Here is a 21,779-nt window from a genome sequence, read left to right on the forward strand (position 1 = left end):
CTAGAATTTTATAGTTTGCAAAACAACTAGAAAAGACAGCGTTTGTAAGCGCTGTCTTAAAGTTAACAGAATTTTTATTTTTATAAAATCTTAACATCATAAGTTCAATTAAACCTAAATAGATCTTTTTGTTCATAAAATTCACAGCACAAGATATCATCAAAATACATCATAAATGTTTTGTCCGAAAATATCGTCTTTCTGGCCTTCCTACATTTCCATATACTAAATCCGCATATACTTTTTTCTGTGAGATTAAATACTCTAAATAACGCCTTGCTGTCGAACGACTAACACCTGATTCTTTGCTAAGCATTTCTGAAGTAATCCCTTCTTCTTTAACTTGTGGAAGGTAATTGAGTATTTTATTTAATGTTAATGGATCAATGCCCTTTGGTGCCTCTTCTCCTACTACAAATGAATTTTCTTGTTGAGAATTACGCCAAAGACTTGCAATTTCGTCTTGAGATAAATTTTCATTATAATTCAATTTCTCTAGCTTTTTTTGATAGTTTTCTAGACTGTTCTTAAACCTATCAAAGGTTACTGGCTTTACAATATAGTCAGATACCCCACTTCTAAGTGAGTGACCAACGATGTCTACTTCAGAAGCTGCGGTAATCATGATAATATCAATTTCAGGATTCGTTTGACGTATGCTCTTTATTAATTCAGTTCCCTTCATATCAGGTAAATACACATCTAAAAGCACAAGTTGTGGTTGAATTATTTCTAATAGTTCAATGGCCTGCTCCCCAGTTGTTGCAATCGCAATAACTTCAAACCCTTCAACCTTTTTCGTGAATCGGCTATTTATTTCAGCTATTCTAGTATCATCTTCTACAATCATAACTTCAATTTTCATGAAACATTACTCCTTCCCTTTGGAATGGCCACAATGAATAAAGCCCCACCAAATTCCCCTTTTTCAATCGCTATGCTGCCATGCATCTCACCCACTAATTCAGTTACTCGAGATAATCCTAGCCCTCTATTCCCCCCCTCCTTCGTTGAGAATCCTTTTCGAAATATGTGTGACATCTGATGGTCCTCAATTCCTGGCCCTGCATCCTCAATTTCAATTAAAAGATCGTTTCCTATATCAGTTATAAATAACCTTACTTTCTTATCATGATTTTTAAGCTTCTCCATCGCTTCAAAAGCGTTCGTCATTACATTCCCTAAAATTGATACAAGGTAACTATTATCTATATGTTTTGGCAACTTTTCAATACTACTTTCTCTATCAAATTCAAAGGTTATCTTTAATTCCTTTGCACGATTATAAAAACCTAATATGATTCCTCCTAGCCAAGGATCTTTGATTTTCTTCATTAAAAATTGAACAAAGTCTTTTTGATTTTCAGTTTCTTTGTGTATTAGTTCCAGCGCTTCATCATTTGATCCCAGTTGAATTAATCCAGAAATCGTGTATAGGAGATTATTAAACTCGTGTGTTTGGGCCCGCAATGCTTCAGTATAGCGTTTAACCTGTGATAGTTCTTCTGTTAACTGGTCAATATCCGATTTTAACCGAAAGCTAGAGACAACACCAATTACCTCGTTTCCCGACTTGACAGGCAATCGGTTTGCGATAATTTGCTTGTTATTTAATTCCATTTGTCGATCAAATTGTTCTTCACCTGTTTCAAGTACTTCTACTAACGAAGTATTTGGAATAATATCTAAAACAGTTTCCCCTACAACTTGTTTTTCACTATCTAAAGAGAGGATTTCATATGCCGCTTGGTTTATGATTACAATTTTCCCCTGGTTATTGATCACCATAATTCCTTCTCTTACAGACTCGATAACTGCGTTTCTTTGCTTTAACAACATTGAGATCTCATCAGGCTCAAGTCCAAACATGATTCTTTTAATGCTATTAGCTAGTAATATCGCTCCAATTGCACCAATGATTAAAACAATGATCGCAATCCAAATAACTGGTTTGGCATAGCCTATTATTAAATCATGTACATCTTCTATTAGAAAACCAACAGAGACGACACCTAAAATCTCTCCATTTTCCCCAATAACAGGTACTTTCCCTCTTAAAGAAGGCCCTAATGAGCCTGTTGCTTTTGAAACATAGGATTTTCCATCCTTTAATGCTCTTTCGTTATCTCCACCTACCATCTTCTTTCCGATTCTTTCAGACAATGGATGTGAATAGCGAATTCCTTCTTTATTTCCTACAACAATATACTCAGCATCTATCTGAATCCTAATGTTTTCAACGATGGGCTGAATAACAACGGACGGATTTTCCATATAAAATGCATGTTGTATTTCCGGCATTGAAGCAATTGTTGTTGCCACATGTAATGCCCTTTTACTTAATTGTTTTTCAACAGTAGTAGATAGAGTATGATAATATAGCAAACTGCATAGCACAACAATAAATAAGATAAGACTCACTGCAAAAATAATGATCCGTTCTTGAAGCTTGACTCTTTGGAATTTTTTCATCGCATCTCCTTATAACCAAAATAAGTAATCGCTTACAAAATTAATTCAGAAGTGCTACTATTTTATAATAATAATTCGATTTTGTCTTTGACTTTCTGATTTTTGTAGTCATACGATTATTTAAAAAAACTCTTAAGCGATGTCTATCTCCAACTACTACTATATAGATATAAAATCTAAAATATAGTAATAATGGTTATAAGACACTAGACACTTAAGAGTCATCCTTTAAGATATATTACGTTGTTATGAATTGCTTGCTAGTTTCATCTTTTAATATATCCTTCCTCGCTACTCCGGTTTCATATGCGGCTTTTACAACTGCCTCCCGGACCTTTTCAACTACTTTCTGATTAAATACACTTGGTACAATATACGTTTCACTTAATTCATCATCTGAAACAACATCTGCAATTGCTTTGGCAGTAGCGATCTTCATCTCTTCATTAATTTCAGAAGCACGGCAGTCTAGTGCACCGCGAAAAATTCCTGGAAAACAGAGGACATTATTGATCTGATTAGGATAATCCGATCTTCCCGTGGCCATTACCCTTACATACGGTTCTGCTAGATCAGGATCAATTTCAGGGTCTGGGTTTGCTAATGCAAAGACAATGGGATCAGCTGCCATCGTTTTTAAATGACTCACATTCAGGATCCTTGGTGCTGATACACCAATAAATACATCTGCTCCAATAAGACAATCAGATAAAGATCCACTTACATTTTCAGGATTAGTAATGCTTGCAAATGCTGTCCAATTAGGATTATCATATGTTTCATTCCGATGAATTACACCTACACGATCCACACCTATAATATTCCTTACACCAGCTGCTAATAACATTTTTGCACATGCTGTACCTGCAGCACCTACTCCATTTAAGACAACCTTTATCGATTCAATTTTCTTACCTGTAAGCTTTAAGGCATTATAAAGTCCTGCAAGTAATACAACCGCTGTCCCATGTTGATCATCGTGAAAAACAGGGATATCTAACTCTTGTTTCAATCTTTCCTCAATTTCAAAACATCTTGGTGAAGAAATATCTTCTAAATTTATTCCACCAAATGCTGGTGCAATAGCTTTCGTAATCCTGATGATTTCCTCAGGATCCTTCGTATCCAAGCAAATTGGGAAGGCATCAACACCAGCCATTTGTTTAAACAGCATCGCCTTCCCTTCCATGACAGGCATAGCAGCAAGCGGACCAATATCACCAAGACCTAATACAGCTGTTCCATCTGAAATAACAGCAACAGTGTTTCTTTTAATCGTTAATGAATGAGCTTTTATTGGCTCATCAGCTATGGCATGACAAACCTGTGCTACACCTGGAGTATAAACACGTGATAGATCATCTCGATTTTTTATCGGATTTTTCGGTGTGATTTCAATTTTCCCACCAATATGTAATAAAAACGTCCGATCTGAAACTGAAATTACTTTTGCTCCTTCTAGGACACTAATCGAATCCATCACTAATTGACCATGCTGCTGATTTTTAACCGTAATAGTAATATCTCGAATGGTTTGAGTTTTACTTGTCGATATGACATCTATCCCAATAATATCACCGCCAGTTTCTCCAATAACCTTTGCAATATCACTAAACGATACGAGATTTTTTTGAATATGCAGCCTAATGATAATATTCATGCTAGCATTGCTTAATTGAGACATTCGTTACCTCCAGAAGCTTTTATAAGTAAGGGGGATATTAGAACTACTAATCTATTTTTTGTACGTAGCGAAAGACCAAAAGCAATAGCTCCTTGTTGGATGCGCTAAAAATAAATTAGGTATTTAAAATTGGAAGCGTTTTAATATCCTGACAACTATTCTATTACAGCTTTCATCTCATGTAACTGTTTACAAAATTTATTGCTTTAAAACCTTTATGAGCATTTAATTCTTTTTGTTCACGATAATTTACGTAGTTTGTGGCTATTAAGTGTTAATTTTCATCCAATCTTAAACGGAGTAAAACCCCCACCACAAGATGCAAGAGAAGAAAAGTTGATTGGTGGGGAAGAAAGAAACTCTCATTTATTGAAGTCTCTCTTTATACCGTATTAACTGTTTTTTGAACATCATCCTGCTTACCAAATATACGTCTCAAGAAAATCGGCACGATAAACAAGATAAAAAAAACACGAAACAACTGATAAGCCGCAACCATTGATACATCTGCTTGAACGGTATGTGCTGTAACACCCATTTCAGGTAAACCACCGGGTGCTATACACAAGAAGGCTGTTGTCATCGTAATTGGGTACAAAATATGTAATCCATATGCTAAAACAAGAGCAAACCCCACAATCAATATTCCAGTAATAAATGAAAGCGGGAGGAGTTTTCTCCAATTACCTAACATATTCACTTTTATTCCTAAACATAAATAAACACCAAGACATAGTTGCGCTATTACGGTAAAGATCGGTGGTAGATGAGGTGTTTCAATGCCGCTTATTGATAAAATTGCAGAGGTGAGCAGCGGCCCAATAATCCATGGTGTCGGACATTTGAAGCGAAGCGCTATACTTGTAACGAGCAAAACGATTACAATGAACATAGTAAACTCAACAAAGCTCCCATTTTCCATTTGCGCGTTCATATCGATCGAAGATATTTTTTTTTGAGTACTTTCACTTGATAAAGCATGAATCGATAGAGTTGGTACGATGAAAATAACGGTTAACATTCTAATAGTTTGCATGAACGTAACAATTGTTGGCTCCGCTCCCTTAATATCTTCACTCAAGACAACCATTTGTGATAATCCACCTGGTGTCGTCCCCATCACAGCACTTGGATGATTGATACCAGTTATCCGAGAAACAAAATAGGCTAAGGCAATTCCAAAGCCTACCATGAGAATCGTAATAATAACCATTGATGGTAATTGATTTACAATCTGTCTAGCACTCTCAATCGTAAATGATAGACCCATACTATAACCTAATAGCATCTGCCCACCATTTCTAAAACTAACTGGCCAATATAAATCGCGATTCAATAAAAACTTCCAACTTAATACAGCTGTTAAAGGTCCTAACATCCATGCCAAAGGTAGGTGGAGGAACGTAAATAAAACACCACCTATTATGCCAATTAATAATGTTTCAACGAATTGAAATTGTTTTTGTTTTCTTTTTATAGTCAACTTTGTTATTGATGAAAAAGTCATGCTGCACCCCCTTTTCACTTACATGAAATTTATAAACAAAGCCAATAAGAGGCTGACTCGATCTGTCAAATACTCATTACCACCACCAATATACGATGGTAGAGATGTTTGACAGAATCTTTAGTCAGCCTCTCATAAACTATTCTTTTAGCTAACAGCTTCAGCAAAATGATCGTTAAAGTAAACAATGTGTGAGAGAATTTTATGCCCTTTTATCTTTCGAATCAATTCTTTGGCCTCTATCTCATCTTCAAATTCAAACATCCTAATACTTTCACCCAAATAAACCGTTATTACCCACATTATTCGTTCCCCCATTAATAATATTTAGAGCCATAAATTTAAAAGTAACGTTGTAGAAGCAGTAGTTTGACAACTAGATACGTTGATCTATTCTTTTCTTTTTTAGTAGAAGTGCATACTTTTGACATTATCTTAAATCTATTAGATTACGAAGTAAATAATACAACTAATTATTTTATTAAATTCAATTACGTTAATTAGTTTATTTTGTTCATCGATTACTAATTCTCCATATCTACGCCCATTAATACTTCATACATCTTACTCTGTTCTTCAAGGTACTTAGAAGTTTCACTACTATTTTTATAAAAATCCTTCCACATATATTTTTGTAGCGTTTGTTTCCATTTTTCAGTCCTTACCATTTTTTCAATCGTCATGTCCCAAAATTCAATTTCAGCCTTTGTCATATTAGGTGGCCCCATTATACCGCGCCAATGTTCAAAAACTAACTCAATGCCTTCTTCAGACCATGTAGGAAGTTCTGGAAGTTCCTTTAATCTTTTGTCAGCCGAGATGACGAGTAGTTTTACCTGATTCGAATCATAATATTTTTTAGCCTCTGATAAAGACATTGTGGCAACATCTATTTGGTTTTTTAATAATGCATTGACAACTTGATCACTATTTTCGTAGACATAAAAATCAAGCTCTTCTGGTTGTATACCAACTTGTTTGCTCGCTAATACGAATGAAAGTTGATCATCATTACCTAACCTAGGAGAGACACCAATTTTATAGGCTGAGGTTGTTTTTTTTAGATTATTCATTAAGCTTTTGGCACTGCTAATGCTTGAATCCTTTGAAACAATCACAACTTCCCATTCGGTAGCCAATGTGGCGATTGGAGTAAAATCTTTATAGGTAATTCTACTTTGACCTAATAAGTGGTTTGTTAAAAGTAGACTTGAATTCATTGCTAAAACATGATTCTCTTGCTGCATAACATATTTCCACCCTAACTCACCACCAGCACCGATTTTATTGACAACACGGATATTTTCACTAATAAGCTCTTCACTCATTAATATGTCTTTTATCGCTCTTGCTGTTAAGTCCCAACCTCCACCTTCGGAACTAGGAGCAATAATCGTTACATCTTTTGTCACTATTTCCGATTTCTCATTTTGCGAGCAACCAATGCATAGAATGACAAAAAGTGCAAAAATAAAGTATGGTATTTTATTCATTGTGCATACCTCTTTACCTTATTCAATCGTAATTTGTTATTATACAAGGTAATACTTTCTCTCAGGTCTTCCGACAATTCCATAATCATGCTTTGCCATACAGAAATTTATTGAAACGAGATACTCTAAATACCTTCTTGCGGTTGTCCTGGATGCACCCATCTTTTCACCCATTTCCTCAATGGAGACACCACCCTTTAGTTCTGCCATAACTTCTTTAACTTTCTGTAATGTCAAACGATCTACACCCGATGGGAGGTCCTTTTGACTTATTGCTGATTGCTTTGAGGTTCCGAAATACCGATCAATCAATGACTGATCCACCTCATCAAAACTATTAAGTAATTTCTTTTTCTTTTTATAATCTTCTATTGTTTCAACAAATTTTTCCATTGTTACTGGCTTTAATAAATAATTGAATACGCCATTTCGGATCGAAGTCTCTAGCATTGCTCTTTCAGTTGCAGCAGTCACCATTATGATATCAACTAATGGATGGTTTTCTCTAATTTTAGGCAATAAATCTGTACCAAGTTCATCAGGCATATAAATATCTAATAAAAGCAAATCTACTTCTTGTACACCTAGAATCCGCATTGTTTCTTTTGCATTTAGAGCCTTTCCAACTAGTTTGACCCCTGATATCTTTTGTAAAAATTGCTCCTGTACTTGGGCAATTCTAAAGTCGTCTTCTGCTATTACAACCTTAATCATTTTGTTCCTCTCCTTACTCTTTTCCTAAACCTTTTTTGGAAGGTATACAGTAAAAATAGCTCCTCCATTTTTTTCGTTAGTCACTTCAATTGTTCCAGCTAATGATTCGACAATGCGTTTTACATTGAATAAGCCATAGCCTCTATATTCACCTTTAGACGAGAAACCTAAAGAAAATAAGGAGTCGATTTTATCCTCAGAAACTCCTTTTCCGTTATCCGTTACTTCAATAATAATATCGTTACCAAGACTCGTAATCGAAAAAGTTACTTTTTTTTCTGCCTGATGAGCAACAGCATCAAACGCATTATCAATTAGATTACCGATGATTGTAATAATATCTGCTACTTCTATATGATTAGGTAAGGGTTCTACATAACTATCAGGATCGATTTCAAGAATCATTTTCTTTTCTGAGGCTTTTCCAAGTTTCCCTAACAGAATCGCTTGTACATTAGGATCATGAATTTGATTAAATAATATCCTATTCCGATGTTGGTGGATGGTAAATTCTTTTTGAATAAATTCAAATGCATCCTGATATCGTTCTAATTGTAGGTACCCCGATAATAAGTATAATTTATTTGCATATTCATGAGTTTGCGCCCTGAGTCCTTCTGAATAATCGCGAACCTCAGTAATTGTATCGATTAACTTTTTTAATTCCGTTTTATCACGGAAACTAGATACAACGCCAATAACCTGACTATTTTCAATGATTGGGATTAAATTAAAGATAAACATTTTATCATTAATCGTAACCTCAACATTATGAAGGGTCTTTCCGGACCTTAACACCGCATCTATTTTCACATTTGGCAGGACATATTGGATATGTTGACCTATATAGTCATCTTCATTAAAATTCAACATCATTTTTGCAGATTGATTGATCAGCGTTAATAACCCATTTTGATCAATTGCAATAATTCCTTCTTTAATTGATAAGAGAATTGCACTTCTTTCTCTATATAATGAGGAAATCTCATGTGGTTCAAGTCCCAGGGTATCTTTTCTAATACTTTTTGTTAGATAAATACCACCCATGATTCCTAACATTAAAACAAGCATTGATGCTGTTGCAATGGTTTTGATCCTGCTCACTATATTTTTATAAATGTCTTTTTCCAGAAACTCAACTGATACTGTTCCAATGACTCGAGTGTAATCTCCATAGTCTGCGATAATTGGAACCTTACCACTTAAAATCGAACCCCTTTCTCGATCAACTTCAACATTGTTTGATCCTCCAAAAATTAACGCGTGATAATTTGTATGATCGAAACTTTTCTCACCCACCTTACCCGGATCTGAATGGGAATAAATGATTTCCTTACGATTTTCGATAATGATATTGGCAGCATGGACCTGATCTTTTACTTGCTCAGCGATCGGGCGAAAATGAGCTTCAAGGTCATTTTTTTCGATCGCTTCTTTTAGCTCTGGCATAAGTGAAATTGTCTTTGCTGATTGTAAGGCTAATTGTTCAACTTGATTTCTCGTATCAACCGATTGTAGATAAGCAAATATGCTTGCGAGTAGTATTATAATTAACAGAATTAAAGTACTTATCAAACCTAATACTTTTGTTTGAAGTGGCATCTTTTTAAATTTGTGCATTTTATTAACCCTTTATGTAGTACTTATTTTTATACTAATATATAGAGTACACCATTCCCTTTCACTTAAAAAGAGGCTAACTCAAACCAAGAGGTCAATCCCTTACGAGTCAGCCTCAATAACATTAACATGATTTATATAGAGACCACACCAAAAACGATCGAGACAGCCAACATGACAAGTGATGTCCCAACAGTCCATTTAATCGTAAATTTTTGAAACTCGCCAAAATCGACTTTCGACATCCCTACCAATAAATAAGTTGATGCAACTAACGGGCTTAATAAATGAACAGGCTGACCTACAAGTGATGCTCGAGCTATCTCAACAGGGTCGATTCCATATACTGTTGCTGCTTCTGCTATGATTGGGAGCATCCCAAAATAATAAGCATCATTTGACATGAAAAATGTAAACGGCATGCTCGTAATACCTGTAATCACCGGCAAATACGAACCAAGGGCATCAGGTATTAAAGAAACTAAGCTATTCGCCATCGCATCCACCATTTCTGTACCAGATAGGATTCCAGTGAATGCACCTGCTGCGAACACTAGAGATACAACTGATAATACATTCCCTGCATGTGCTTTAATTCTTTCCTTCTGATCGTCTAAATTAGGATAGTTTATCAAAATAGCAACTGCAAATCCGATCATAAATAATGCTGGTAATGGCATAACACCCATTATTAATCCAGTTAAAAGGAGAACAGTTAATCCAAAATTAACCCATAAAAGCTTTGGACGCTTTTCCTCTTGCAATTCAACTGTTGCTGCTTGTTGAGAAGCTGCCATTAGTTGTTGTTTAGGTAGTTTTGACATTTCCAAAATCCCAACTCGTTTTCTCTCCTTTAAGCCAAATAAATAAGCAACGAAAATAACCCATAAAGCCCCACCAATCATTGCAGGAACAAGTGGTACAAATACTTCAGACATATCTAATTTTAACGCACTAACTGCTCTTGCAGTTGGACCACCCCATGGGGTAAGATTTGTCACACCAACTCCCATAATTGCAATACAAGGTAACATCAATGGATTCATTCCAAGCCTTTGATAGAGTGGAAGCATTGCAGAAATTGTAATCATATAGGTTGTCGTTCCATCACCATCTAATGATACGACTAACGCCAAAACAGCAGTTCCTACGATAATTTTTAGCGGATCACCTTTTACTGCTTTTAGAATGGTACCTACTACAGGATCAAATAAACCAGCATCAATCATGATTCCAAAATACAAGATAGCAAACATCAGCATGACACCAGTAGGTGCCAATTGATTAATTCCATCAATTAACATTGGTCCTAATTCAGATGCAAAGCCTCCAATTACTGCAAATAGCACAGGTATTACGATCAACGCAATTAATGCTGACAGTCTTCCAGTCATAATTAAAAACATAAACACAAAAATCATTAAAAAGCCTAATAATGCTAACATTTGAAGTCCCCCTTATGTTGAACACGCTTACAAAATAAAATAGTTAGATAATTTAAAATATTAATTACTACTATAAATGACGTATGAAGGAGGGTAAATATTTTGGTATATTAATGCTTTAAAAACAATATGAGTATATAATTCTTTTTATATGTAAAAGATATTTTGTTCATTTAGTTTATTGATAGCTAAAAAGTCCATAGAAAAAACGCCTCATAGGCGCTTTTTCCTTTAAGATTTTAGGGTAGTCAGTTTATAAGGATATACGATTATCTCTTCTCATTCACCCAAACAATCATTTCACCTGGTTGACGGTTACACCATGCATAGTAAGGGACTGCTTTAATTTCCACCTTACGTGTGTGTTCTTCTACAGGTCGATATAATTTATTTTCCCAGCCAGCATCCTCCATTCGTTCAGCTTGACCTGAAATGACCACAATCCCTTCGAGTAAATCCTCTTCAAATTTTGCTGTTAATTCTGCATTTCTCGGAAGGAAAATGCTAGGTAAGCTTTTTCCGTTATCAACTTCTTCTAGACAGTACACAATAGGGCCACGTTGAAGAGCTACTTTGCCATTATTATTGCGAACAAGTGGATTAGCTTGGATCCGTTCAATTACCATTTGGAGTGCTAATTCTATTTGATCGTTTTCACTCCAATTACGATTAATATAGACATAGCCATTTTTCATTAACGGCTCATGATCGACAATTTCTCCATTGACTTTTACAACTGCACCTTTTGACCAGCCTGGAATACGAAGTGCTATGGTGAATTGTTGCTCAGATTCAGGAGAAATATTGATTGATATTTTACCATCCCAAGGATAGTTTGTTTTTTGAACAATACCTACTTGATTGCCTGCTATTTCGATTTGAGTTTCATGTCCCATATATAAATGGACAAATAATTCATTTTGATTTTGAGTGTATATATAATGTCCAATTGACGCTACTAATCTAGCAATATTTGGAGGACAGCAGGCACAACCGAACCATTTTTGACGGACTGGTTTAATATGCTTCTTGTCGTTTCGTTTTTCACTAGCTTCTGGCTGAACTTCTAATGGGTTCACATAAAAGAATTTCTTCCCATCTAAGTCCATTCCACTTATTGTTCCGTTATATAAAGCTGTTTCTAGAACATCTGAATATTTACGATTCACCTCAAGATTAAGCATCCGTTTTGCCCAAAAAACAAGACCGATAGAAGCACATGTTTCAGTATAAGAAAGATCATTTGGTAAGTCATAATCAAATGAGAACGCCTCACCAAATACCATTGAACCAATTCCTGCTGTTATATACATTTGCTTTTGAGTCACGTTTTCCCATAAGGTCTCACACGCTTTTTTCAAGGATTCATCATTGGTCTTAGATGCAAGGTCTGCCATTGCTGTGTACATATATACCGCACGAACAGCATGACCAACCGCTTCTTTTTGCTCTCTTACCGGCTTATGTGCTTGATGGTAGGCATAGTCATCATTGAACCAAAATGGTTTCTTTTCATTTCTTTCTTTTTTCTCAAGATCAAAATAATGTGGCTGTTTTCCACGTTCATCAATGAAATATTTGCTTAAATTTAAGTAGTTTTCGTTAGCTGTCACATCAAATAATTTTACAAGTGCTAATTCAATCTCTTGATGTCCTGGGTATCCTTTTAGCTTATTCTCTTCAGGTCCAAATACCGAAGCAATATGGTCGGCATATTGACACATTATATCTAAAAATTGCCTTTTGCCAGTTGCATGATAATAAGCAACAGCTGCTTCAATTAAGTGACCTGCACAATATAATTCATGATTATCACGTACATTTGTCCAGCGGTTTTTTGGTTCTTTCACTTGATAATACGTGTTTAAGTATCCGTTTTCATCTTGGGCTCTTCCTAATAAAGCAACAACTTCATCAACGATTTGCTCAAGCTCCTCATTCGGTTCATTTTCTAAGCTAAACGCAACAGCTTCAATCCATTTTGCAACATCACTATCTTGGAACACCATCCCAAAAAATTCACCTTCAGCTTCCCCAGCAGCAAGACGGAAATTCTCAATTGCATGACTCGGAGCTGTGTCAGGAATACGATCGTTTAAAGCTTCCCATTGATATGGAATGACATGTTCGCGAATAATCTCAAGACGTTTTTTCCAAAAGCTATCTGTGATTTTAACATTTGATTTTCCTTTTTGTTCGATTTTCATTTTAAATCCTCCTCGTATTATATGTTTAAGCCCTTTAATAAGAGCTTAGATGAATGTGGAAGCACCTGGAACTCAATGTTGAATATTAATCTATTTACTATTCAATTTTTTATCCTATCAATCTTTCAATCCAGATAAAGTAACCCCACGGATAAAGAAGTCTTGTGCTAAAAGGAAGATAATGATAACAGGTAGAAGACTAAGCACAGTACCTGCCATCAATACTGGCCAATCTGTTGAATACATACCTTGCATCGCTGCTAGACCCAAGGGTAATGTCATTTTTTCTAATGAATTTATGAAAACCAAGGGACCAAGGAAATCATTCCAGACACCCATGAAAATAAAGACTCCAAGTGTTGCAAGCGCTGGTTTTGATAATGGTAAAAATATTCTCCAATAAATCCCAAAGGGAGTGCACCCATCAATTTTTGCTGCATCTTCAAGTGCTTTCGGTATTGTTAAAAAGAATTGACGCATTAAAAATGTTCCAAACGCGGAAACGAGTCCAGGTAATATTAAGGCTGCATGTGTATCAACTAATTCATAAAAACGCATAAGGATAAAGTTTGGAATCATTGTAACTTGTGCTGGAACCATCATTGTTGCAAGATATAATCCAAATAATAAATCACGATATTTAAATTCAAGTCGTGCGAATACATACCCCGCCAAAGAACTTGTGAATAATTGGGCAATTACGACAATGATCGTCACCTTCATACTATTAAAGAAAAACTGGCCAAAAGGAAAGCGATCGGAGATATTCAAATAATTGTCCCAGTTTAGTTTTTCACCAAATAGTGTGGGCGGAAAAACAAAAACTTCTCCCATTCCCTTTAATGACGTACTAAGCATCCAAACAAAAGGAAAGATCATCGTAAGTGCCCCTAGGAAAAGAAAGAAATGTGCAATCACACGATTGGTTAGTGATTTTTTCATAGTTTTGATCCCCCCTTAGTAGATTGAATCCTTTTTCTGACGCCAAAATTGAATTAAAGTGATAATCGCAATAACGAAGAAAAGTACATATGACATCGCACTTGCATAACCCATTCTAAAAAATTGGAACGCATTTTCATAAATATAATGAACCATAACCGATGTAGAGCGTGCAGGTCCCCCCTGTGTCATCAAATAGACCGAATCAAAGACCTGGAACGAATTAATAACAGCCATAACCGTGACAAAAAAAGTAGTAGGTGAAAGAAGTGGTAACGTAATATTCCAAAACTTATTAAACCAAGTTGCTCCATCAATATCTGCTGCTTCATAATAATGTTCTGGAATTGCCTGTAATCCTGCCAGAAAGAGCAGCATATTAAAACCTACACCTTTCCATATGCTCGTGATAATCACAGCAGGCATCGCCCATGTTGTACTCGTTAGCCAACTTGGGCCTTCTATTCCAACGAGACTTAATATGAAGTTAAGCACTCCATATTCAGGGTTATAAATCCATTGCCAGATAACTGCCACAGCAACCATTGAGGAAATAACCGGAAGAAAATATGCAGCACGATAAAACTTAATACCCCTTAACCCTTGATTAAGTGCAATCGCTAACATTAACGAAAATACAATTCCAAGTGGTACTGATGCAACAGTGAAATAAATCGTATTCCAAAATACTTTTATAAAGGTTTCATCCTGAAATAAATCAATATAGTTTTTTAACCCAACAAATTTTATTGGTTGTAATAGATCCCACTCCGTAAAACTGAGAAAAAAAGAAGCTACAACCGGCCAAAGAGTAAACATAATAAATCCAAGGATGTTTGGCAGCAACAAAATGATTGCCCAAGTACTGTCTTTATAGAATAGTTTTTTTATAGAACGTTCCTTTTCTCTAGGATTATTCGTTGGGATCAATGGAACATCATTCGTTTTTAGACTCACGTATTTTCACCCCTTATGGATAAGCCCTAGTTTGAATAGTTGCATACTAGGGCTTATAATAATCACTACCTTGCTAGTTCCTCTGCTGAACGACGGTCAATATTTTCCGTTACCACTTCCACTGACTCTCCTCCATAATAAAACTTATCCAATTCTTCAGTAATAATCGAATTCACTTTGTTATTTGAAATTAGTGCATTCGGATAGACTTTTGCATCCTTAAAGTACGACACCATTTCTTTAAATCCTTCTGGATGAACTTCCTCGTTATACCATTTAGCAATTCCTTCTTCTGTATAAAGTGATTGTCTATTAGGCATCCAAAGCCCTTCACTAATTAAATCAATTTGATACTCTTCAGAAGATAGAAAGCTTACTAGCTTCCATGCTTCTTCTGGATGTTTTGTTTTGGCTGAAACAGAGTGAACATGTGCTTGCCCATGTGTATACGCCTCTTTAAATTTTGGTAGTGGTGCAACTCCTACAGGAAAATTCATGCTAGCTAATTCTTGTAGTGCCCATGAACCTTCAGCAAGCATGGCAATTTTACCTGTTTGAAGCATTTGTGAAGCTTTCATTCCTACTTTTTCTAAAACACTAGCCTCTGGAGCTACTCCATAGTTTTCTCGTAAGTCTAATACAGATTGTAAAACCTCTTGGACCTCAGGTGTTTGATAGGTAGTACTTGTTAAATCTTCATTGAAAGGATTACCGCCATTTGAAAGGTATTCAGTGATTGTCGAGTAATTATTTTCAAAACCGAATACACCATATTGCTCAACTTTGTCACCATCTTTGATTGTTAGCTTTTTTGCAACCTCAACAAATTCGTCCCAAGTCCAGGCATTATTTGGGTCACTAGGTGGATAAGGTACACCCGCTTTATCAAACAAATCTTTGTTGTAGTATAAAACTGGTGAAACTGTACAACTACTTACACCAGCAATTACTCCATCAATCTCCATGACTTGAGCTGCGGACGGAATAAAATCATCTAGTGAATATTCTGCTTTAAAGTATTCTGTTAAGTCTAGGAGAACGTCCTTTCCTTGAAAGGTACGATAATCCTCGGTATTTAAGAAAAACACATCTGGTGCTGCATCACCGGCAAGCATTGTTAAAAGCTTTGAACTATAGTTTGTTTGTGGAACTGGTGTGTATTCGACTTTAATATTAGGGTTTTTATCCATAAATGCTTTTAAGCCTTTTTTTACAGCTTCAGTTTCTAAAGGACTAGCTTCCCATCCCATAAATTTCAAGGTAACCACATCACTGTCTGAACCGGAATCGCTTGTAGAATTAGAATTAGAACTACTACACCCACTTAAAACCAAGGAAACTAGTAAGAAAAATGCCAGAATTACATGAACCTTTTTCATAAAATGAACCCTCCTTGTAGACTAGTTATTCTTTTTAACTTATTGACAACGCTTACAAAATTGTTTTATTAAACTGTTTTCTTCCCCCTCTTCATATTCTTGTTTATCAAGCAAATTCGAGATGTTTTAAATCTAACTAATGATCTCGAATCATACTTTCAATCAGTTTAAACGTTTAAGTAAAGTGTAACCCTTTCTAGAATATACTAGAAGAGGCCAGTAGGTGGGCAGACAGAATCTCTTTCAATTAATTCACAGCTTAAGGTGGTTTTTAATTTGTTACAATCAGTTGGACTTCCACTTATTAAATGATAAATCGTTTCAATAGCCAATAAGCCCATTCTACGTAGGGGCAGACTCATTGTTGTAAGCTTAGGAGAGTAGTAAGCACCAAATTCTCTATTATCAAATCCGATGATTGAAATATCATCTGGAACTCTATAACCTAAATCGTTGCAAGCACGTATAGCACCAATTGCCATCTGATCATTCATAGCAAGAATAGCTGTTGGGAGATCTTTTGTTTCAAGCAGCTCTTTAGTCAAGGAATACCCTGAATCAAATCGCCAATCCCCAGTCTTAATATAGGATGGATTAAATAAAAGATTATGTTTTTTGATCGATTTATAGTAACCTGAATACCTTGAATGAGAGGACATCGAGTCAATATGACCACTTATTAAGGCTATTTTTTTATGCCCCTTTGAAACAAAGTAATTCGTTGCTTCATAGGCTGCTTGCTCATCATTATAATTGATTGCGCAATGCTCTTGTTTTGTCGTATAACAGTATGTAAACAATATAGGAATATCTGTTTCTGGAATACTTTCAGTTACATCTCTTGGATGTAGGCCAACATAAATGATTCCATCCACTTTTTTACTCACCAATTCATCCATTATTTTTTTTATGATCGGTTTCACTAGATCTGGATCATTTGGGTTGTTGCTTACTCGCTTTTCTAAACGCATATTTGTTAATAAAATGGAAAGACCAAGTTTTTCGGCATTTTCATTTATTCCATCGATTATATTTGGAGCATTGAAAACTGTCATATCTTCAACAATAACTCCAATTGTATTTGTTTTTTTCATTTTTAAGCTTTTGGCAATTAGGTTTGGACGATAATTTAATTCCTTTATGACTTCTAACACTTTCTTTTTCGTATCCTCCCCTACGTTTCCGCTTTCATTAAGAACGTATGAAACAGTAGCTATCGAAACCTTTGCTCGCTCAGCAATATCCTTCATTGTTACCATCAACATCGCCTCTTCAGTTTAATCGTTTAAGTTAATTTGATCATAAACTACTAAAAGGAAAAAAACAATAATGTTTTCTGAATTTTCTCTCTACAATAATTGCACTCATAACCTCTATTTTTTAGTATCTTTTTTCTAATAGAATATAATTACTAGTTTAATGTGTTTGCATTCTAATACCTTGCAATGACAATCCTGAGAATTTTTTATTTCGGGAAAATAAGAAAATGACGTATTTTGTAGTTGAAATTGCAATTTATCTTTAGTTTAAAACTACAAAAAAATAGAGATGGAAAAATTCCATCTCTTATCCAACCTCAAGCATATTAAACTGGGCTTTAACAAGCTCATAATAAATCCCTCTTCGTTCCATTAATTCATCGTGATTTCCTTGTTCCATGATATTCCCATGATCAAGTACAATAATATTATCTGCCTCTCGAATTGTTGAAAGTCGATGGGCAATCATTATCGCTGTTCGCCCTTTTAATAATGTTTTCATCGCTTTTTGGATTTTGATTTCTGTCTCTGTATCAATGCTCGCTGTTGCTTCATCTAATATGATAATCGTTGGATTAGCAAGCAATGCCCTTGCAAATGAAATCAACTGGCGTTCACCTACAGATAGAACATTCCCTCTTTCCTCAACCTCTGTTAAGTATCCATTCGATAGGTTTTGAATAAAATCGTCTGCGCCTACTGCTTTTGCAGCTTCTACAACTTCTTGATCCGTCGCTGTTGGACGACCGAATCTGATATTATCAATAATCGTACCTGAGAAAATAAAGGTATCCTGTAGAACGACACTAATCTGTGCTCTCAGATCTTCAATTGAAAGGTCCTTAATCGGAATCCCGTCAACTTTCACCTCACCACGAGTCGCATCGTAAAAACGGCTAATTAAGTTTGCAATTGTCGTTTTTCCCGAACCTGTATGACCAACTAATGCTACAGTTTGCCCGGCTTCGATCGTAAGTGAGATATCGTTAAGTGCCTTTCTTGATGTATCATATGCAAATTCAACTGATTCAAACTCAATTTGGCCTTTCATATCAGACAAGAAAATTGGGTTTTTCGATTCTGCAACAAGCGGTTTTTCATCGATAAATTCGAATATTCTCTCTGACGAAGCCATCCCCATTAATAGCTGATTATATACCTGACCAAGTCTTGAAATTGGCTCCCAAAACATTCCTAAGTAAAAAGCAAAGGAAACAAATGTACCGATTGTTAATGACCCGTCAGCAATGAGTGTAGCTCCGTACCAGATTAAGATTGCTGTACCAATTGCATTGGTCATCTCCACCATCGGCGTAAACATCGCATTTCTTTTTGTCGCATTTCTCCATGATTGAAAATTTTCAGTATTAACACCATCAAAGAATTCAATGTTTTCTGCTTCTTGGGTGAAGGATTGTGTAACACGTATACCTTGGATGGACTCATTTAAATGGGAGTTTAGCTTAGACTGCTTTAGCCTTACTGTCTGCCACGAGCGACGAATTTTTTTCCTTAAGCTAGTCGAAATAAAAAACATAATCGGAACGATAACCAAAATTGCTAGTGTTAGCTCTGGACTCAAAGTAAACAATAGCACAACAACACCAATGAGCAAGAAAAAGTCCATTAATAAATTAATTACTCCACTCGTAAAAAGCTCTTGTAATGAATTTATATCGTTCATAATGCGAACTAATATTGATCCTGCAGATCGTTGATCAAAAAAACGATGTGACAGAGATTGAACATGAGTAAATAAATGTCTTCTAATATCATAAATAACATTTTGTCCAAGCAAATTCATCCACTTTATTCGAAACCTATTTGCAATATAGGATAAAATGTACATTGCAGCAATCGTTATGACGAGTATCGTTAATAGATTCATATCATTATTCTTAATTGCATGGTCAAGCGTATATTTTCCTATTAATATAGGAGCGGTTAATCTTACAACTGCCGATACAATAACGGCAAGAAAGGCCAATGGTAACACGTTTTTTGAATAAGGCTTTAAATAACTCAAAAGCCTCCACATCTGCTTCCAGTTAAAGGGCTTTTCGATGATTGTATCAGTCGAATATTGAAACCTTTCCTTAATAAGTACCTTCTTATCTTGATTTCCCATGATCACACCTACCCCACAGTAGACTGAAGTACAGCCTTCTGGTCTTTATATTGTATATCAAAGATTCTTTTATAATAGCCTTGCTTCGTCACTAACTCATCATGTGTTCCTCTTTCAACAATTGAGCCGTTTTCAAGTACGAGTATTTCATCAGCATGCTTTAACGAAGAAATTCGATGAGCAATAATGAAAGTTGTTCTTCCCTTCATGACTTCTTTTAACTCTTTTTGTATATTAAACTCTGTCGTCATATCAACAGCACTTGTTGAATCATCTAAGATTAAAATGCTGGGATTCATACAAATTGCCCGAGCAATGGAGATTCGTTGCTTTTGTCCTCCTGATAAACCCATACCTCGTTCACCAAGCATTGTATCGTAACCATTAGGAAGCTCCATAATGAATTCATGTGCTTGAGCTCTTTTTGCTGCATCAATAATTGTTTCCATTGTTGAGTCTGGTCGACCATAGGAAATATTTGCTCTAATCGTTGATGAAAACAGAAACGATTCCTGTAACACAACTCCCACATTAGACCGTAGTGTTTTTAAGGGATAATCGGTTATATCCCTACCATCAATAAAAATCTCTCCAGTAGTCGGAGTATAAAACCTTGTCATTAATTGGGTTAAACTAGTTTTTCCTGATCCCGTTGCCCCTATTAGCCCGATCGTTTTACCAGAGCATGCTGTAAATGACACGTTATTAAGTGCTAAGGCGTCTTCTTTTTGGTAGCGAAGACTAACATTCTTAAACGTTACATGACCTTCTAATGTTGGGACCGAGACAGTATTCTCCTTGTTTCTTATCGTTTCATCTGCTTCAAGAATCTCTAATAAGCGCTCACCAGAAGCCTTTGATTGCGAAAACAGATTTATAACAAAACCAAGGTGCATGATTGGCATCATCAAATACCAAACCAAACTAAAAAACGCGACAAGTTCACCTGGTTGTAGTCCTCCTCTCATAACGAGAACGCTTCCATATGCTAATAAAGCAACTACACAAATATTTCCTATTAACTCCATTAGTGGAAAATACTTCGCCCATACTAATGAAGTGGACAGATTCTTTTCTTTATAATGACCATTTGCGTCGTTGAATTTTGAAATTTCGAAACCCTCTCGCGAAAGAGCCTTAACAGTTTGTATCCCACTAATATTTTCTTGCACATTTGTATTCAATTTACCAAAAGACTCTCTTATTTTTCGAAAAGCAGGATGCACCCTTTTGTCAAATTGGTAAACGGCTATTGCTAAAAAAGGTAATGCTGCAATCGTAACCAACGTTAGTGGAATAGAGTAAATAAACATAACTGTTAATGTTCCACAGATTAATAAAAGAAACCGAACAAGCTCGGAGAAACCAAATGATAAGAAAAAGCGGAATCCCTCTACATCTGCAGTAAGCCTTGACATTAAATCTCCCGTTTTTGCATTGTCATAATACGAAAAAGGTAATCGCTGTAATTTTTCATACAATTCATTACGAAGCCGATAGACCGACTGAATTCCAAACATATCCCCTAAGTACTGATGAAAAAATGCAGACACTCCTTTTATCGCCATTAAGGATAAAAAACCAGTAACAATCCATGGAATGTATTCATATTGCTCTTTTAATACAATTTCATCAATAGTTAGCTGTAGAACAATTGGATAAATAACGGTAATCGCTGTAATAAATAAAACAAAGAACAATGACCAAAGGAAATATTTTTTATAAGGCAAATAAAAGGATTTCAACTTTTTAAAGGTATCCATATATACTCCTCCCAACCCAGAAAATAATTTGTTTAATTTTTACATTATCTATACTTATAGTGGCATACCTCTAAATATATCGGGAATCGAAATAATTTTCTAGTTATTTATTTCATTTTTCTAAAAAATCGAACCATTTGATGAAATGCACCTCCTTCTTCTTGATGAACGATCTACTACTTTAGGATGAGAAGAACAAAAGCGCACAA

The 21,779-nt window shown here is 35.5% G+C and carries 16 protein-coding genes; all 16 read right to left on the minus strand.

The features are described 5' to 3' along the window. Positions 1–169 precede the first annotated feature (169 nt). The 16 genes from I7822_RS23305 to I7822_RS23380 all read right to left on the minus strand — a co-directional run bounded on the left by I7822_RS23305 (position 170) and on the right by I7822_RS23380 (position 21,570). Complete coding sequence (locus I7822_RS23305) at positions 170–865, minus strand: response regulator (RefSeq protein ID WP_207981468.1); 696 nt, start codon at positions 863–865, stop codon at positions 170–172. Then, positions 862–2,472, minus strand: a complete 1,611-nt coding sequence (locus tag I7822_RS23310; RefSeq protein ID WP_207981469.1) for an ATP-binding protein — start codon at positions 2,470–2,472, stop codon at positions 862–864. The genes I7822_RS23305 and I7822_RS23310 overlap by 4 nt, the downstream gene beginning before the upstream one ends. Positions 2,473–2,710: 238 nt before the next feature. Beyond that, positions 2,711–4,156 (minus strand): NAD-dependent malic enzyme, encoded by a 1,446-nt coding sequence (locus I7822_RS23315; RefSeq protein WP_207981470.1) that lies wholly within the window; start codon positions 4,154–4,156, stop codon positions 2,711–2,713. 382 nt (positions 4,157–4,538) lie between these two features. Beyond that, positions 4,539–5,663: an AbrB family transcriptional regulator gene (locus tag I7822_RS23320; protein ID WP_207981471.1), complete on the minus strand. Its 1,125-nt coding sequence runs from the start codon at positions 5,661–5,663 to the stop codon at positions 4,539–4,541. A 147-nt stretch (positions 5,664–5,810) separates the two neighbouring features. Continuing rightward, positions 5,811–5,966, minus strand: coding sequence for a hypothetical protein (locus I7822_RS23325; protein WP_207981472.1), 156 nt, complete (start codon positions 5,964–5,966; stop codon positions 5,811–5,813). 221 nt (positions 5,967–6,187) lie between these two features. After that, the gene (locus tag I7822_RS23330; RefSeq protein WP_207981473.1) at positions 6,188–7,156 is read right to left on the minus strand and encodes a tripartite tricarboxylate transporter substrate binding protein; all 969 of its coding nucleotides are present in this window, start codon (positions 7,154–7,156) and stop codon (positions 6,188–6,190) included. Between the two features lie 39 nt (positions 7,157–7,195). Further along, positions 7,196–7,870 carry a response regulator transcription factor gene (locus I7822_RS23335; RefSeq protein WP_207981474.1) on the minus strand — a complete coding sequence of 225 codons (675 nt, stop codon included), beginning with the start codon at positions 7,868–7,870 and terminating at the stop codon, positions 7,196–7,198. A 24-nt stretch (positions 7,871–7,894) separates the two neighbouring features. Beyond that, on the minus strand, positions 7,895–9,490 hold the full coding sequence (locus tag I7822_RS23340) for an ATP-binding protein (protein ID WP_207981475.1): 1,596 nt from the start codon (positions 9,488–9,490) through the stop codon (positions 7,895–7,897). A gap of 134 nt (positions 9,491–9,624) precedes the next feature. Next, positions 9,625–10,935, minus strand: coding sequence for a CitMHS family transporter (locus I7822_RS23345; RefSeq protein WP_207981476.1), 1,311 nt, complete (start codon positions 10,933–10,935; stop codon positions 9,625–9,627). A gap of 269 nt (positions 10,936–11,204) precedes the next feature. Then, positions 11,205–13,142 (minus strand): glycoside hydrolase family 127 protein, encoded by a 1,938-nt coding sequence (locus I7822_RS23350; RefSeq protein ID WP_207981477.1) that lies wholly within the window; start codon positions 13,140–13,142, stop codon positions 11,205–11,207. A 117-nt stretch (positions 13,143–13,259) separates the two neighbouring features. After that, on the minus strand, positions 13,260–14,084 hold the full coding sequence (locus tag I7822_RS23355; protein ID WP_207981478.1) for a carbohydrate ABC transporter permease: 825 nt from the start codon (positions 14,082–14,084) through the stop codon (positions 13,260–13,262). 15 nt (positions 14,085–14,099) lie between these two features. Then, entirely contained in the window at positions 14,100–14,975 is an 876-nt protein-coding gene (locus I7822_RS23360) for a carbohydrate ABC transporter permease (protein ID WP_307847861.1), read from the minus strand. Between the two features lie 131 nt (positions 14,976–15,106). Beyond that, positions 15,107–16,420, minus strand: coding sequence for an ABC transporter substrate-binding protein (locus I7822_RS23365; RefSeq protein WP_207981479.1), 1,314 nt, complete (start codon positions 16,418–16,420; stop codon positions 15,107–15,109). A 206-nt stretch (positions 16,421–16,626) separates the two neighbouring features. After that, the gene (locus tag I7822_RS23370; protein WP_243459641.1) at positions 16,627–17,679 is read right to left on the minus strand and encodes a LacI family DNA-binding transcriptional regulator; all 1,053 of its coding nucleotides are present in this window, start codon (positions 17,677–17,679) and stop codon (positions 16,627–16,629) included. 307 nt (positions 17,680–17,986) lie between these two features. Next, positions 17,987–19,807: an ABC transporter ATP-binding protein gene (locus tag I7822_RS23375; RefSeq protein ID WP_207981481.1), complete on the minus strand. Its 1,821-nt coding sequence runs from the start codon at positions 19,805–19,807 to the stop codon at positions 17,987–17,989. A gap of 8 nt (positions 19,808–19,815) precedes the next feature. Then, a complete protein-coding gene (locus I7822_RS23380; RefSeq protein ID WP_207981482.1) occupies positions 19,816–21,570 on the minus strand; it encodes an ABC transporter ATP-binding protein in 1,755 nt (584 codons plus the stop codon). Positions 21,571–21,779 lie beyond the last annotated feature (209 nt).

Origin of the sequence: Metabacillus bambusae, assembly GCF_017497975.1 — a bacterium.
In the GTDB taxonomy this organism is placed as follows: domain Bacteria; phylum Bacillota; class Bacilli; order Bacillales; family Bacillaceae; genus Metabacillus; species Metabacillus bambusae.

Bases quoted from the DNA above. Each gene is read 5' to 3' on its own strand.
- I7822_RS23355 (WP_207981478.1), bottom strand. From the start codon at position 14,084: ATGAAAAAATCACTAACCAATCGTGTGATTGCACATTTCTTTCTTTTC.
- I7822_RS23310 (WP_207981469.1), bottom strand. From the start codon at position 2,472: ATGAAAAAATTCCAAAGAGTCAAGCTTCAAGAACGGATCATTATTTTT.
- I7822_RS23320 (WP_207981471.1), bottom strand. From the start codon at position 5,663: ATGACTTTTTCATCAATAACAAAGTTGACTATAAAAAGAAAACAAAAA.
- I7822_RS23315 (WP_207981470.1), bottom strand. From the start codon at position 4,156: ATGTCTCAATTAAGCAATGCTAGCATGAATATTATCATTAGGCTGCAT.
- I7822_RS23330 (WP_207981473.1), bottom strand. From the start codon at position 7,156: ATGAATAAAATACCATACTTTATTTTTGCACTTTTTGTCATTCTATGC.
- I7822_RS23305 (WP_207981468.1), bottom strand. From the start codon at position 865: ATGAAAATTGAAGTTATGATTGTAGAAGATGATACTAGAATAGCTGAA.
- I7822_RS23335 (WP_207981474.1), bottom strand. From the start codon at position 7,870: ATGATTAAGGTTGTAATAGCAGAAGACGACTTTAGAATTGCCCAAGTA.
- I7822_RS23380 (WP_207981482.1), bottom strand. From the start codon at position 21,570: ATGGATACCTTTAAAAAGTTGAAATCCTTTTATTTGCCTTATAAAAAA.
- I7822_RS23325 (WP_207981472.1), bottom strand. From the start codon at position 5,966: ATGTGGGTAATAACGGTTTATTTGGGTGAAAGTATTAGGATGTTTGAA.
- I7822_RS23375 (WP_207981481.1), bottom strand. From the start codon at position 19,807: ATGGGAAATCAAGATAAGAAGGTACTTATTAAGGAAAGGTTTCAATAT.
- I7822_RS23365 (WP_207981479.1), bottom strand. From the start codon at position 16,420: ATGAAAAAGGTTCATGTAATTCTGGCATTTTTCTTACTAGTTTCCTTG.
- I7822_RS23370 (WP_243459641.1), bottom strand. From the start codon at position 17,679: ATGGTAACAATGAAGGATATTGCTGAGCGAGCAAAGGTTTCGATAGCT.
- I7822_RS23345 (WP_207981476.1), bottom strand. From the start codon at position 10,935: ATGTTAGCATTATTAGGCTTTTTAATGATTTTTGTGTTTATGTTTTTA.
- I7822_RS23340 (WP_207981475.1), bottom strand. From the start codon at position 9,490: ATGCACAAATTTAAAAAGATGCCACTTCAAACAAAAGTATTAGGTTTG.
- I7822_RS23350 (WP_207981477.1), bottom strand. From the start codon at position 13,142: ATGAAAATCGAACAAAAAGGAAAATCAAATGTTAAAATCACAGATAGC.